This window comes from Streptomyces sp. PL-25 (assembly GCF_058344915.1).
In genome coordinates, this window is the sequence record NZ_CP136997.1 from 6,742,445 (window position 1) to 6,756,040 (window position 13,596).

A 13,596-nucleotide genomic window follows, 5' to 3' on the forward strand; every position below is an offset into this window, starting at 1 on the left:
GAGTCGGAGTCGGCGTCGGGGCTGCGAGCCCGCCGCCGCGCATCCCGGTGCTTCGCCGGGCTCATGTTCCAGGTGTTTCCAGCGTCTCCGCAGCACGCGCCGCGTCCGCCCGTGGCGTGGTCGGCCGGTTCCGGTCGCGCAGGCGGAGGCTGATCAGCGCGGTGGCGGTGAAGACGGCGGCCTCGTAGAGCATGGCGTGCCGGAAGGCGGCCCCCGGGTCGGCGGCGGGAGCGAAGTAGACGAGTCCCGCCGCGGCCACCCCGATCGACCCGCCCAGTTGCTGAGCCGTGGGCAACAGCCCGGACACGGAACCGGCCGCGGAGCCGTCCACCCTCGCCAGCACCGGAGCGAACACCGAGGCGGTGAAGGAGCCGAACGCGGCGCCGCCGAGAGCCAGGACCGGCAACGCCGCCCAGCGTCCGGCCGCCGTGCCGATGAGCGGCCCGAGAGCCAGGGCCGTGCCCGCCAGGATCAGCGCCGAGGCCGTGAGCACGGCCGGCCCGTGCCGGCGGGCCAGGGCGGGTGCGCCACGGCTGCCGAGCACGGCCGCGGCCGCGAAGGGAGCCGACGTCAGCGCTGCCGTGAGGGCGGGATACCCGAGGGCCGATTGCAGATGGAGGAAGAGCAGATATGTGAAGGACGGCACCCCGGTGTTGAACACGAACACCAGGAGAACGCCCGCACGCGCCCTCCGGTCGCGGAACAGCGAGGGATCCACCAGGGGATCGGGCCGGTGCGGGAGGGTCAGGGCGAAGCAGCCGAGCACGGCCGCGGACACGGCCGGAGCGGCCCATGTCCACCAGGGCCAGCCGGCCTCCCCTCCCAGCGCGAGCGGCAGCACCAGCGCACCGAAGCCCACGGTGGTCAGCGACACGCCCACCCCGTCCACGCGCTGTCCGGCCGCGCCTCGCGTGCGAGGCAGGACCGTCGCGCCCGCGAGAGGGACGAGTGCCACCGCCGCCGTGACCAGGAACACCGAGCGCCAGCCGAGGCCGAAGAGGTCGGCGCCGACGAGGAGTCCACCGATCAGCGGCCCGGCCAGCGACGCCACGCCCATCGTGGAACCGAACAGGCCGAGGGCCCGCGGGCGCCGGGCAGCGGGCACGGCGACCTGGATGATCGACAGGACCTGCGGGGCGACCAGGCCGCTGCCCGCGCCCTGGACCAGCCGGGCCGCGATGAGGAACGCGGCGTCGGGAGCACACGCGGCGGCTGCCGAACCGGCCGTGAAGACCACGGTGCCCAGCATGAACAGCCGACGGTAGCCGTACCGGTCACCGAGGCGCGCGGCCGTGATGAGCAAGCAGGCGTAGGTCAGGGTGTACCCGGCCAGGATCAGCTGCACGGCACCTGAGCCGGCCCCCAGGTCGGCCTGGATCGCGGGGGCGGCGATCTGCGCGACGGTGACGTTGAGCAACTGCACGAATGTCGCGCACAGCACGACCGGCAGGACGAGCCGCCCGCCGTCACCGGCCGCGAGCCGGCCCGCGCTCGGGAACGGGGCCCCCTTCACGGGCCGATACCGGCTCACGAGGCGAGGACCGCGGCGAGCTCGCCCGGCCGGGCTGCGAACGGGCTGTGGCTGCCGGGCAGGGTGCGCACAGTGAACGGGCTGGCGGGGAAGGCGCGGTCGGCCTCCGCGATCATCAGGTCCTGCGCGGCCGGTGCCAGCGCCCGGTCCTCGGCACAGCGCAGGAAAGTCCGTGGAATGCGTCCCCACCGTGCCGCGGTCAGGGTGACCGGCGCCGTCGGGATGGCCAGGGGCAGATCAGGGCTCAGCGCGGACCGCCACCGGTCGAAGCGGTCCAGCGGGGTGTCGTGGTAGTGGGTCTCCCGCAGTTCGGCCAGATAGGCGGGATCCGGTGAGAGCGGATTGATCCGTACGGCGCCCAGGGCCTCAGGGTCGCCGATGTTCAGGTTCCGGCCCAGCGCGGTGGCGTTCTCGGGTGAGCCCAGGTAGTCGAGGAACCGCGGCCGCCCGCCCGGGACGAACGCAGACAGGTAGACGATCCGGTCCACCAGCTCGGGCGCCCGCTCCGCGGCCAGGGACGCGGGACCACCGCCCGCGCTGTGCGCGACGAGCACGACAGTGCGACGGTGACGCGCCTGGCGCAGCACACTCAGTACCGCCTCGGCGCAGTCGTCCATCGTCAGGGAGGCGAGCAGTGACCTCTCGGTCAGCAGGCCCGGCTGACCGGGCCGCAGGTATCCGCTGGGCAGGGGCGCGTCGAAGCCGTGCCCCGGCATGTCGACGGCCAGGCTCGCGGCGCCCAGTCCTGCCAGCGCAAGCTGCGTCGCCGCCCACTGCCCGGAGCTGTGCCAGGCGCCGTGCACGAAGACGAAGACGGTGTCGGTGAGGGATACGTTCTTCATGGCTCCATTCCAGACGGCAGCCACCGCGCCATCCATTGATAGATCTGGTAAGTGACATGGCGATATCTTTGAGGTCTTGTCGGCACTCGATCGGGCTAATCGGTCCAATCAAGCCAATCGGACTTATTGGATCGACGGGGCCGAGCGGACGGAGGGCGGGTCATGGAAGCGCGACACCTGCGGTACGCGGTCGCTCTCGCCGAGCACGAACACTTCGGGCGGGCGGCCGGTGCGCTGGGCATCGCGCAGCCGCCGCTCTCCAAGCAGATCGCCGACCTGGAACGCGAGGCCGGGGCCCGGCTGTTCGACCGCACACGGCAGGGGGTGTTCCCGACCGCCGCCGGTGAGGCGTTCCTCGCGCGGGCGCGCCGGGCGCTCGACGAGATCGCGGCGGCCACGGTCGACGCGGGCCGGGCCGCGCGCGGCGAGACGGGACGGCTGCGACTCGGCTTCGTCGCCTCGGCACTGCTCGACCCGCTGCCGGGCGTCCTGAGCCGGTTCGGCCGTGAACGGCCCGACGTGAGACTGGAACTGCACGAGATGGCGACCAGCCGCAGCAGCTCGGCTCTCGTCGCCGGAGAGCTCGACGCGGCCTTCACCCTCGGCCCGCCACGGGGTGCCGGAGCCGAGCATCTCGTGTCCGTCCCGGTCGGACACGACCATGTGACCGCCGTGGTGAGTACGGCGCACCCGTATGCGGGTCAACGCTCGGTGAGCGCCGACCAGTTGCGGCGCCAGCCGCTGATCGTGTCGGCCGGTGAGGACGAGCCCGCCGTGGTCGCCGGACTGCGCGCCCTGCTGGGCACGGACTCATCGGCTCTCGGCGGCGCGACCGTCGCGAGGGACGTGCACACCATCATCGGCCTCGCCGCCTCGGGCATGGGCGTCGGCCTGGGGCCGTCCCGCATGAGGGCGGTCCCGCGTCCGGGAGTGCGGTTCTGTGAAGTGACCCCGCGCACGCCGCTGCCCGATCTCGTCCTGTCCTTCGCGGCCCGCGATCACTCCCCGGTGCTGCACGCCTTCCTCGACACCATCCGGAAGAACTGCCCCGACGTCGGCGCCGCGCTCGACGACCGGCTCCGGCCTCACACGTGATGCGGGCCGGTCGCCGGTGAGCGTGACGGCGAGTGGTGTTCCGTGGCGGTCGGACGGCATGCCGCCTCCTGGGCGGCCATGACCTCGTCGCCGTGTTCGAAGGCCCAGGCGCCGAAGGCGCCGATGGGAGTGAGCAGGGTCCGGCCGAGGGGCGTGAGGCCGTACTCGACCGCGGAGGGGGTGTCCGGGGGGCGTACGGCGGGTCACCAGGCCGTTGTACCGCAGCCGCCGCAGCGTCTCGGTGAGGACCTTGGAGCTGATGCCTCCGATGCGCTCGCGGAGTTCGACGGGGCGTCGGGGGCGGCGCGAGGCCCGCGGGGCTGCGTACGGCGGCCGGTTCCGGGCAGGACGTGGTGCTGGCCGCGCTGCCCTTCGGTGCGGGGGAAGAGGTGGTGCGGGAGCTGCGCTCGGTTCTGGCGGGCACGGTGCTGCTGGACTGCTCCAACCCCATCGGGGAGGGGTTCCGGCTGCTCACCGGGGGAGGGCCGTCGGCGGCGGAGCGCCTTGCGGCGGCGGCGCCCGGAGCCCGTGTGGTCAAGGCGTTCAACCTCTGCCACGAGGACATGTGGCGTATGCGGCCGCCCGTCTTCGGCGGACGGCCACGGGCCGTGCCCCTCTGCGGGGACGCCGAGACGGCCCTCACACGGGTACGGGAGCTGGTGCGGGACGCGGGCTGCGAACCCCTGGCGGGCGGCGGCCTCGAACGGGCGGGGCTGCTGGAGGCGACCGCCGCGCTGTTCATCTCCCTGTGGGTCGGGGAAGGGGCGGACGCACAGGCCATCGCGCCTCCGCTGGCCCACGCGGCCGGGGCGGCGGCGGGCGTCCGTACGGCCTGAACGCGCGCCATTCGCGCGGAACCGGCCCGAGCGTCGAGGGGCTGTGCCGGGCGGAGCCGGGGCGGCGCACCGCCCCCTCCGGGACCGGCCCGCGCACGCTCCGCTCGTCCGGTGGTGGACGACCCCTTGACTGCGCCCCCGGGTGGGCCGACACTCCAGTGAGGAACCCTAGTGAACAGGTAGGGAATCATGAGGCGCCTTGAGCCGGTGACCGGCCGTGCGAGCCGTACGCCCCGGCCCTCGCCCCTGCTCACCTCGCGCCGCCACATCGACCTGCTGCGCGTGTGCAGCGCCATGAGCCTCATGCGCCGCGCCACGAGCCCGTCGTCGCTGTCCGGCTGAACCGCGCCCGAGCCGACCGAGCCGACCGGGCACCCCGCGCTCGTACCGTCCTACGGCTTCGTGCCGTCCGGCGATCTCCCGCGACCGGCCGGACGCGGTCCCGGCTCGGCCCGGCCCGGCCCCCGCCACGTCCAGGGCGGGGGCCGGGCCCAGACCGCCCGCCGCCCGGCCGCCCGCCCCCTGCCGTCAGCCGCTCCGCCACCCACCGCCTCCGCCACCGCTGCGCGTGCGTCCGCGCGTGCCCGTACCCGGGGAGACCCATGTCCGTCACACCGCAGACCGCCGCCCACCTCACCGGCCCCCACGGCGCCTCCGTCCCCGCCTTCCGGGGCCGGATCGGGCGCGACGCGCGCAGCGGCCACTACGCCGTGCCCGGCCGCTACCGGCTCCATCTGTCCACCGCCTGTCCGCAAGGGCTGGGTGTCGCCGTCGTGCACGGCCTGCTGGGCATCGGGGAGAGCTGTCCGGTGACGGTCCTGCCCGCGGTGCCGGACGGCCCGGACGGCGGTCACGCGGTCCTGCGCCCGCTGTACGAGGCGAGCGCGCACCGCCACCCGGGACCGGCGCTCGCTCCGGTGCTCAGCGACGACTGGTCGGGACGGATCGTCAGCACCCACGCCCCCGACATCGCCCGTGACCTGGACCGGCACTTCGGCGACGGCCGGGCGGCCCTGTACCCGTGCGCGGAGGAGGCCGCGGTCGAGGCCGTGGAGCGGCTGTGCGCCCAGGAGGTGGAGGAGGCCGCCCAGCGCGCCGGGGAGGCGGACGCCGCCCCCGCCCACCGGGCCGAGGCGCTCGGTGTGCTGCTCGGCGCGCTGGACGTGCTGGAGCGCCGGCTGACCGACCGGGACCATGTGGCGGGCCACGGGCTCACCGGCGCCGACGTGACGCTGTGGGTCACCCTCGTCCAGCTCGACCTCGTGCACCGCCACCACCTCGACGCCCGCGCGGTGCACCGCATCGCCGACCACCCGGCCCTGTGGGACCACGCCCGCCGCCTCACCGCGCTCCCGGCCTTCCGCGCCGCCCTCGACCCGGCAGGCATCGCCCGCCGCCACCGTGCCCACTGCCGGGGCCTGGAGGCCGCGGGCGCGGCCGTCCAGATCCTGGACTGGGCCGCCCACGCGGACGGCACCCACCGGGTCCACCGGCCCTGAGCCGTCCCACCGGCCGTCCCACCGGCCGTCACATCGGCGTTCCCGCATGGCATCATGCCGGCGGCCCCACAGGCTGCCGGTCGGCCGTCCCACCGGCTGTTCCACCGACCGTTCCACCGGCCGTTCCACGTGACGGACCGGCGTTGACTTTCGGACGGACAACTGACTTACTTACGGCCCGGAATGGTCACGGATGCGGCACACGCGCCCACCCGCGCCCCGGACCGGACGCCCCGGACGCGAGGCCCAGCGACAAGCAACAGGCAACAGGCACAGGCGACAAGCGACAGGTGACGGACATGCACGCAGCTCCCCGGACGGCCACAGGCCGCGTCCGAGGCTGCGTACCGGCCTCCGCGCCGTCCTCCCCGCCGGTCTCCGCCCAGCGTCTGGTGACCGACCGCGCCGTCGATCTGCTGCGCGTCAGCAGCGCACTGTGTACCGCGTGTACCGCGCCGGGCCGTGCCCGCCGCCGGGCCTGACGACCCTCTCCGGTCTCCGGCCCACGGCCCCCGGCCCGCTTCTTCGCCCCGTGCCGAACACCGCTGCCGCGGTGATCCGTTGCCCCCGCCCTGACGCCAGCCGTGCGCCGCCGTGCGCCGCGCCGCCCGCACCGCGGTCCCCGAGACACCGTGGTGCGCCGCCGCGGCCCCGAGCGAATGCCGTCGTGGCCAGGGGCGTCCGACCTCGCCGGAGCCCACCATGAGTGAACCCCCTGGCGCCGCCGTGTCCCTCGCCGAGGCACCGCCGGCCGCCGCCCCCTCGCCCACGCCCCCCACCGCCCTGCGGGTGCGCCCCTCGCGCCGCCCCGGCCGGTGGATCGCCACCGCCGTCGTCCTGGTGCTGATCGCCCAGTTCGCACACGGACTGGCCACCAACCCGTTCTACCAGTGGGACCGCTTCGGCTACTGGTTCCTGCGGCCCACCATCCTCGACGGCCTCCTGGTCACCCTGGAGGTCACCGCGCTCAGCGCCGTACTGGGCCTGCTCGGCGGCATCGTCCTGGCGCTCGCCCGGCTCTCCCGCAGCCCGGTGCTGCGCGCGGTGAGCTGGACCTATGTGTGGGCGCTGCGGTCCGTGCCGCTGATCGTGGTGCTGATCTTCCTCTACAACTTCTCCGCCCTGTACCAGACGCTCAGCGTCGGCATCCCCTTCGGCCCGGCCTTCTTCCGCTTCGACGAGTCCCGGCTCGCCACCGACATGGCCGTCGCCGTCCTCGGACTCAGCCTCAACGAGGCGGCGTACGCGGCCGAGGTGGTCCGCGGCGGCGTGCTCTCCGTCGCCCAGGGCCAGCACGAGGCCGCCGCCGCCCTCGGTCTGCCCCGGCTCCGCCGGTTTTGGCGGATCGTCCTGCCGCAGGCCCTGCGCTCCATCGTCCCGAACTACGTCAACCAGCTGATCGGCCTGGTCAAGAGCACCTCCCTGGTCTTCTACGTGTCCCTGCTCGACCTGTTCGGCTCCGCGCAGACCATGGGCTCCACCTACCCCGGCGACATCGTGCCGCTGCTGCTCGTGGTCACCGCCTGGTACCTGATCCTCACCAGCGTCGTCTCCGCCGCCCAGTTCTACGTGGAGCGCCACTACGCCCGCGGCGCCCTGCGCGCCCTGCCGCCGACCCCGCTCCAGCGGTTGCGCGCCCACTCCACCGGCCTGCGCGAACGCCTCCGCAACGAAGCCGCCGTATGACCGCCGAGGGCCCCGCGGCCCCGCGCCCGTCAAAGCCGCCCCCGGAGCCGAAGCCGAACCCTCCCGCCGCCGCCGTCGCCTCCACCGCCGCCTCCACCCCGACAAGGACAGCCGCCATGACCACCTCCCGTCACCGTCTCCCCGTCCGGACCCTGCGCGGGCTCGCCGTCGGCACCGCGTCCGCCGCCCTCGCGCTCTCCCTCGCCGGCTGCGGCGGCGACAGTGAGGCCGCCACCACCACGGAGGGCGCCGCGGGCAAGGTCACCGTGGGGCGGCTGTCCAACGGCGCCGCTCGGCAGACCGTCCTCGACGTGCCCGAGGTCAAGTCCCTCAACGCCGAACTGCCCGCCGCCGTACGCAAGAGAGGCACGCTCGTCATCGCGGTCGGCGCGCTGCCCGCGGGATCGCCGCCGCTGGAGTACGTCGGCGGCGACCAGAAGACCCTCACCGGCTCCGAACCCGACCTCGGCCGGCTGGTGGCCGCGGTGCTCGGCCTGCGGCCCGAGGTGAAGAACTTCACCTGGGAGAACATGTTCGTCGGCATCGACAGCGGCAAGGCCGACGTGGCCTTCTCCAACGTCACGGACACCGAGGAACGCAAGAAGAAGTACGAGTTCGCCTCCTACCGGCGCGACAACCTCGCCTTCGAGGTGCTGAAGAAGAGCACCTGGACGTTCGGCGGCGACTACCGCGCCCTCGCCGGGAAGACCGTGGCCGTGGGTTCCGGCACCAACCAGGAGAAGATCCTGCTGGAGTGGCAGGCCCGGCTCGCCGGAGAGGGCAAGCGGCTCACCGTCAAGCACTACCAGGACAGCAACAGCACCTACCTGGCCCTGGCGAGCGGCCGGATCGACGCCTACTTCGGCCCCAACCCCGGGGTCTCCTACCACGTCACGCAGAGCGCGAAGACGCCCCACGCCACCCGCAGCGCGGGCACCTTCTCCGGTGCCGGGGCGCGCCTCCAGGGCCTGATCGCGGCGACCGCGAAGAAGGACAGCGGCCTCGCCAAGCCGCTGGCCGACGCCGTCAACCACCTGATCGACAACGGGCAGTACGCCCGCTGGCTGGCCGCCTGGAACCTCTCCGACGAGGCCGTGGCGAAGTCCGAGACCAACCCGCCCGGCCTGCCCCTCGACAACTCCTGACCCCGGCCGGAGCGTCGCGCACCGCACGCGGCCCGGAGCCGCCGCCCCACCCTCCAGAAAGGCACCCCGCATGCCCACGACACCGCCTCCGCCCGCGCACCCCGGCGAACTCCACCTCGCCGTGGCCCTCGACGGCACCGGCTGGCACCCCGCCTCCTGGCGGGAGCCGGTCTCCCGGCCCCAGGACCTGTTCACCGCCCGCTACTGGGCCGACCTCGTCACCGAGGCCGAGCACGGCCTGCTCGACCTCGTGACCTTCGAGGACGGCCTGGGCCAGCAGTCCTCGCGCTTCGGTGAGCCGGACGGCCGCACCGACCAGGTCCGCGGACGCCTGGACGCCGTACTCGTCGCCTCCCGTGTCGCGCCGCTCACCCGGCACATAGGTCTGGTCCCGACCGTAGTGGCCACCCACACGGAGCCGTTCCATATATCCAAGGCGATCGCGACGCTCGACCATGTGAGCGGCGGCAGGGCCGGGCTGCGCGTGCAGATCACGCCCCGCCCGCACGAGGCCGCCCACTTCGGTCGCCGCACCTTCCCGCCGATCACCCTGGAGAGCCTGCGCAGCCCGGCCGGGCAGGAGCGGATCTCCGAGCTGTTCGACGAGGCCGCCGACCACACCGAGGTCGTCCGCCGGCTCTGGGACAGCTGGGAGGACGACGCCGAGATCCGCGACGTCGCCACCGGCCGCTTCATCGACCGCGGCAAACTGCACTACATCGACTTCGAGGGCCGCTTCTTCAGCGTCAAGGGCCCCTCCATCACCCCGCGCCCGCCGCAGGGCCAGCCGATCGTCAGCGCCCTCGCCCACCAGACGGTCCCGTACCGGCTCGTCGCCCGCCAGGCCGACATCGGCTACGTCACCCCGCGCGACGCCGCCGACGCCCGCGCGATCGTCACCGAGATCCGCGCCGAACAGCGCGCCGCGGGCCGCGTGGACCAGCCGCTGCACGTCTTCGGCGACCTCGTGGTCCTCCTGGACGACGACCCGGACCGGGCAACGGCCCGCAAGAAACGCCTCGACACCCTCGACGGCGCCGAGTACACCAGCGACGCCCGGATCTTCACCGGCACCGCCGCACAACTGGCCGATCTGCTGGAGGAGCTGGCCACCGGCGGCCTCACCGGCTTCCGGCTGCGCCCGGCCGTCCTCGGGCACGACCTGCCCCGCATCACCCGGGACCTCGTCCCCGAACTCCAGCGCCGCGGCCGCTTCCGCCGCTCCTACGAGGGCGGCACCCTGCGCGGGCACCTGGGCCTGGCCCGCCCCGCCAACCGCTACGCCACCGCCGCCACCGTCTGAGCCGGAGGAACCGCACGCCATGAGCAAGCCGCACAAGCAGATCCACCTGGCCGCCCACTTCCCCGGCGTCAACAACACCACCGTGTGGAGCGACCCGGCCGCCGGCAGCCACATCGACTTCAGCTCCTTCGCCCACTTCGCGCGGACCGCCGAACGCGCCAAGTTCGACTTCCTGTTCCTCGCCGAGGGACTGCGCCTGCGCGAACAGGGCGGCGAGATCTACGACCTGGACGTCGTCGGCCGCCCCGACACCTTCACGGTCCTCGCCGCGCTGGCCGCCGTCACCGACCGCCTCGGCCTGACCGGCACCATCAACTCCACCTTCAACGAGCCCTACGAGGTGGCCCGCCAGTTCGCCAGCCTCGACCACCTCTCCGGGGGCCGCTCCGCCTGGAACGTCGTCACCTCCTGGGACGCCTTCACCGGCGAGAACTTCCGCCGCGGCGGCTTCCTCCCGCAGCACGAACGCTATTCACGCGCCAAGGAGTTCCTGGCCACCGCGAACGAGCTCTTCGACTCCTGGCACGGCGACGAGATCGTCGCCGACCGGGTCACCGGCACCTTCCTGCGGGACGCCAGGGCCGGTGCCTTCGTCCACCAGGGGCAGCACTTCGACATCCACGGCCAGTTCGACGTGCCCCGCTCACCCCAGGGCCGACCGGTGATCTTCCAGGCCGGTGACTCCGAGGAGGGCCGCGAGTTCGCCGCGTCCGGCGCCGACGCCATCTTCAGCCGGTACGCCACCCTGGCCGAGGGACGGTCCTTCTACCAGGACGTCAAGGGCCGCCTGGCCAAGTACGGCCGCCGCCGCGACCAGTTGCTCATCCTGCCCGCCGCCACCTTCGTGCTCGGCGACACCGACGCCGAGGCCGAGGAACTGGCCCGCGAGGTCCGCAGGCAGCAGGTCAGCGGTGCCACCGCCCTCAAGCACCTGGAGTTCGTCTGGAACCGCGATCTGTCCGCGTACGACCCGGACGGCCCGCTGCCCGACATCGACCCCGACACCGGCGGGGACCACATCGCGCGCGGGCGGGCCCAGGTGCGCATGTACCGGGACCCGCTGGCCACCGCCCGTGAGTGGCGCGAACTGGCCGCCGCCAACGGCTGGTCCATCCGCGACCTGGTCATCAACACCGGCAACCGGCAGACCTTCGTCGGCGCCCCCGCGACCGTCGCCCGCACCCTCGACGAGTTCGTCCAGACCGACGCCTGCGACGGCTTCATCCTCGTGCCGCACATCACCCCCGGCGGCCTCGACCCGTTCGCCGACAAGGTCGTGCCGCTCCTCCAGGAGAAGGGCGTCTTCCGCGCCGACTACGAGGGCACCACCCTGCGCGACCACCTCGGCCTCGCCCACCCGGACCACGCGGGAGAAGAGCGGGTGGCGTCGTGAAGTTCCTCGCCATCACCCTGATCGTGCACCGCCCGGACCCGGTCACCGGCGTCCTCAAGTCCACCCACGACCGCTTCCGCGAGGTCCTGGACAACGCCGTGCTCGCCGAGGAACTCGGCTTCGACGGCTTCGGCGTGGGGGAGCGGCACGAGCGGCCGTTCCTCTCCTCCGCGCCCACCGTGGTCCTCGGCCACCTCGCCGCGCTCACCCGGCGGATCCGGCTCTTCACCGCCGTCACCACCCTCAGCCTGCTCGACCCGGTCCGCGCCTACGAGGACTACGCGACCCTGGACCACCTGGCCGAGGGCCGGCTCGACCTCATCATCGGCAAGGGCAACGGCTCCGCCCAACGCGACCTGTTCCAGGTCACGCCCGAGGACCAGTGGGACCGCAACGCCGAGAGCTACGAGGTCTTCCGCACCCTGTGGCGGCAGGACAAGGTCACCGCCGACACCCGCTTCCGGCCCCCGCTCAAGGACGCCGAGGTGTGGCCGCGCCCCTACCAGCGGCCCGTCCGCGTCTGGCACGGCAGCGCCACCAGCAAGGAGAGCGTCGACCTGGCCGCCCGCTACGGCGACCCGCTGTTCTCCGCCAACGTCACCCACCCCATCGAGCCCTACGCCGAACTCGTCCGCCACTACCGCGAACGCTGGGAGCACCACGGCCACGACCCGGCGGACATCGCGGTCGGCGCGGGCTCGGCGGGCCTGTACGTCGCCCGCACCACCCAGGAGGCGCTGGCCGCCTACCGGCCGGTGTTCGAGAGCAACCTCGCCTTCCAGCAGCGCACCGGCCTGCCCGTCGTCTTCGGGACGCTGGAGGACTTCGCCGCCCGCTCCTCGGCGCTCATCGGCAGCCCCCAGCAGGTCATCGACAAGGTGCACCGCTACCACGAGCGGTTCGGGCACACCGTGCAGCACGTCCAGGCCGACGCGGGCGGACTCACCGACACCCAGCACCGCGACTCGCTCGAACTGTTCCAGAGCGAGGTCGCGCCCGTCCTGCGCCGGAGCATCCCCGACCCGCCCTTCCCCTGGGCGCCGTCCGGTGCCCGGCAGAAGTCCCGGCCCGTACCCGCCGACCACTGAGGAGCCCACCCGTGTCCCTCGGCACCCCCCTCGGCGTCCTCGACCTGGTCCCCGTACCCTCCGGGGCCACCGCGTCCGACGCCCTGCGCAACTCCCTCGACCTCGTCCGGCAGACCGAACGCCTCGGCTACACCCGCTACTGGTTCGCCGAACACCACCTCAACCCCGGCGTGGCGGGCACCTCGCCCGCCGTCCTGCTCGCGCTGACCGCCGCCGCCACCTCCACCATCCGGCTCGGCTCCGGCGCCGTCCAGCTCGGCCACCGCACCGCCCTGTCCACGGTCGAGGAGTTCGGGCTGCTCGACGCCCTGCACCCCGGCCGCCTCGACCTGGGCCTCGGCCGCTCCGGCGGACGCCCCGCGCCCGCACCGGACACCCCGGCACCGGTAGCCACCCCGGTCGTCGACGGCCGCGCCCCGGGCGGCCTGCTCGTCCCGCGCCGCTTCTCCTTCGAGGCGCTGCTCGGCTCGCCCCGCGTCGCCCTGCAACGCAACCTGCTGCTGCTCCCCGGCGCCGAACCCCAGGAGTACCCCGACCAGCTCGACGACATCCTCGCCCTGCTGGCCGGGACCTACCGCTCGGCGGACGGCGTCGAGGCGCACGCGGTGCCCGGCGAGGGCGCCGACCTCCAGGTGTGGATCCTGGGCAGCAGCGGCGGACCGAGCGCCCGGGAGGCGGGCGCGCGCGGACTGCGCTTCGCGGCGAACTACCACGTCAGCCCGGCCACCGTACTGGAGGCCGTGGACGGCTACCGGGCCGCCTTCCAGCCCTCCGACGTCCTCGACAAGCCCTACGTCAGCGTCTCCGCCGACGTCGTCGTCGCCGAGGACGACGCCACCGCCCGCCACCTCGCCGCCGGCTACGGGCCCTGGGTGCGCAGCATCCGCACCGCCGAGGGCGCCATCGCCTACCCCGCCCCCGAGGAGGCCCGCGCCCTGCCCTGGACCGAGGAGGACGAGGACCTGGTGCGCGACCGCGTCGACACCCGGTTCGTGGGCACCCCGGCCCACGTCGCCGACCGGCTCGAACAGCTCCGCGACGCCACCGGCGCCGACGAACTCCTCGTCACGACCATCACCCACGACCACGGCGCCCGCGTACGGTCCTACGAGCTGCTGGCCCGGGAGTGGAGCCGCAGATCCGGCTGAGGCCCCCGGCCGCCGGGGCGGGCCGCGCGG

Annotated in this window: 12 protein-coding genes and 1 pseudogene; 10 read left to right on the forward strand and 3 right to left on the reverse strand. The window is 73.9% G+C overall.

The window, feature by feature from the left end:
* Positions 1-61: 61 nt before the first annotated feature.
* Positions 62-1,513 carry an MFS transporter gene (locus tag R4Z62_RS29995; RefSeq protein WP_491521431.1) on the reverse strand — a complete coding sequence of 484 codons (1,452 nt, stop codon included), beginning with the start codon at positions 1,511-1,513 and terminating at the stop codon, positions 62-64.
* Between the two features lie 14 nt (positions 1,514-1,527).
* Positions 1,528-2,373 carry an alpha/beta hydrolase gene (locus tag R4Z62_RS30000; RefSeq protein WP_491521432.1) on the reverse strand — a complete coding sequence of 282 codons (846 nt, stop codon included), beginning with the start codon at positions 2,371-2,373 and terminating at the stop codon, positions 1,528-1,530.
* 162 nt (positions 2,374-2,535) lie between these two features.
* Between R4Z62_RS30000 and R4Z62_RS30005 the strand changes: the two genes are divergently transcribed.
* A complete protein-coding gene (locus tag R4Z62_RS30005) occupies positions 2,536-3,468 on the forward strand; it encodes a LysR family transcriptional regulator (protein WP_491521433.1) in 933 nt (310 codons plus the stop codon).
* Here the strand turns inward: R4Z62_RS30005 and R4Z62_RS30010 are convergent.
* Positions 3,459-3,768 (reverse strand): annotated as a pseudogene (locus tag R4Z62_RS30010) (winged helix-turn-helix transcriptional regulator); the annotation flags it as partial. The gene R4Z62_RS30005 and the pseudogene R4Z62_RS30010 sit on opposite strands and share 10 nt — an antisense overlap.
* Positions 3,769-3,788: 20 nt before the next feature.
* Between R4Z62_RS30010 and R4Z62_RS30015 the strand changes: the two are divergent.
* The 9 genes from R4Z62_RS30015 (at position 3,789) to R4Z62_RS30055 (ending at position 13,566) form a co-directional block, all read left to right on the forward strand.
* Complete coding sequence (locus R4Z62_RS30015) at positions 3,789-4,304, forward strand: NADPH-dependent F420 reductase (RefSeq protein WP_491521946.1); 516 nt, start codon at positions 3,789-3,791, stop codon at positions 4,302-4,304.
* Positions 4,305-4,493: 189 nt separating this feature from the next.
* Entirely contained in the window at positions 4,494-4,646 is a 153-nt protein-coding gene (locus R4Z62_RS30020) for a putative leader peptide (protein WP_382848364.1), read from the forward strand.
* A gap of 260 nt (positions 4,647-4,906) precedes the next feature.
* Entirely contained in the window at positions 4,907-5,803 is an 897-nt protein-coding gene (locus R4Z62_RS30025) for a glutathione S-transferase C-terminal domain-containing protein (protein ID WP_491521434.1), read from the forward strand.
* Between the two features lie 702 nt (positions 5,804-6,505).
* Positions 6,506-7,489: an amino acid ABC transporter permease gene (locus R4Z62_RS30030; protein WP_491521435.1), complete on the forward strand. Its 984-nt coding sequence runs from the start codon at positions 6,506-6,508 to the stop codon at positions 7,487-7,489.
* A gap of 116 nt (positions 7,490-7,605) precedes the next feature.
* The gene (locus tag R4Z62_RS30035; protein WP_491521436.1) at positions 7,606-8,634 is read left to right on the forward strand and encodes an ABC transporter substrate-binding protein; all 1,029 of its coding nucleotides are present in this window, start codon (positions 7,606-7,608) and stop codon (positions 8,632-8,634) included.
* 70 nt (positions 8,635-8,704) lie between these two features.
* Positions 8,705-9,937, forward strand: a complete 1,233-nt coding sequence (locus R4Z62_RS30040; RefSeq protein ID WP_491521437.1) for an LLM class flavin-dependent oxidoreductase — start codon at positions 8,705-8,707, stop codon at positions 9,935-9,937.
* Positions 9,938-9,956: 19 nt separating this feature from the next.
* Positions 9,957-11,330: an NtaA/DmoA family FMN-dependent monooxygenase gene (locus R4Z62_RS30045; protein ID WP_491521438.1), complete on the forward strand. Its 1,374-nt coding sequence runs from the start codon at positions 9,957-9,959 to the stop codon at positions 11,328-11,330.
* Positions 11,327-12,418: an LLM class flavin-dependent oxidoreductase gene (locus tag R4Z62_RS30050; protein ID WP_064536475.1), complete on the forward strand. Its 1,092-nt coding sequence runs from the start codon at positions 11,327-11,329 to the stop codon at positions 12,416-12,418. Before R4Z62_RS30045 ends, R4Z62_RS30050 begins: the two co-directional genes overlap by 4 nt.
* A gap of 11 nt (positions 12,419-12,429) precedes the next feature.
* Positions 12,430-13,566: an LLM class flavin-dependent oxidoreductase gene (locus R4Z62_RS30055; RefSeq protein WP_491521439.1), complete on the forward strand. Its 1,137-nt coding sequence runs from the start codon at positions 12,430-12,432 to the stop codon at positions 13,564-13,566.
* Positions 13,567-13,596 lie beyond the last annotated feature (30 nt).

Bases quoted from the DNA above. Each gene is read 5' to 3' on its own strand.
- R4Z62_RS30040 (WP_491521437.1), top strand. From the start codon at position 8,705: ATGCCCACGACACCGCCTCCGCCCGCGCACCCCGGCGAACTCCACCTC.
- R4Z62_RS30020 (WP_382848364.1), top strand. From the start codon at position 4,494: ATGAGGCGCCTTGAGCCGGTGACCGGCCGTGCGAGCCGTACGCCCCGG.
- R4Z62_RS30000 (WP_491521432.1), bottom strand. From the start codon at position 2,373: ATGAAGAACGTATCCCTCACCGACACCGTCTTCGTCTTCGTGCACGGC.
- R4Z62_RS30030 (WP_491521435.1), top strand. From the start codon at position 6,506: ATGAGTGAACCCCCTGGCGCCGCCGTGTCCCTCGCCGAGGCACCGCCG.
- R4Z62_RS30045 (WP_491521438.1), top strand. From the start codon at position 9,957: ATGAGCAAGCCGCACAAGCAGATCCACCTGGCCGCCCACTTCCCCGGC.
- R4Z62_RS30035 (WP_491521436.1), top strand. From the start codon at position 7,606: ATGACCACCTCCCGTCACCGTCTCCCCGTCCGGACCCTGCGCGGGCTC.
- R4Z62_RS30005 (WP_491521433.1), top strand. From the start codon at position 2,536: ATGGAAGCGCGACACCTGCGGTACGCGGTCGCTCTCGCCGAGCACGAA.
- R4Z62_RS30025 (WP_491521434.1), top strand. From the start codon at position 4,907: ATGTCCGTCACACCGCAGACCGCCGCCCACCTCACCGGCCCCCACGGC.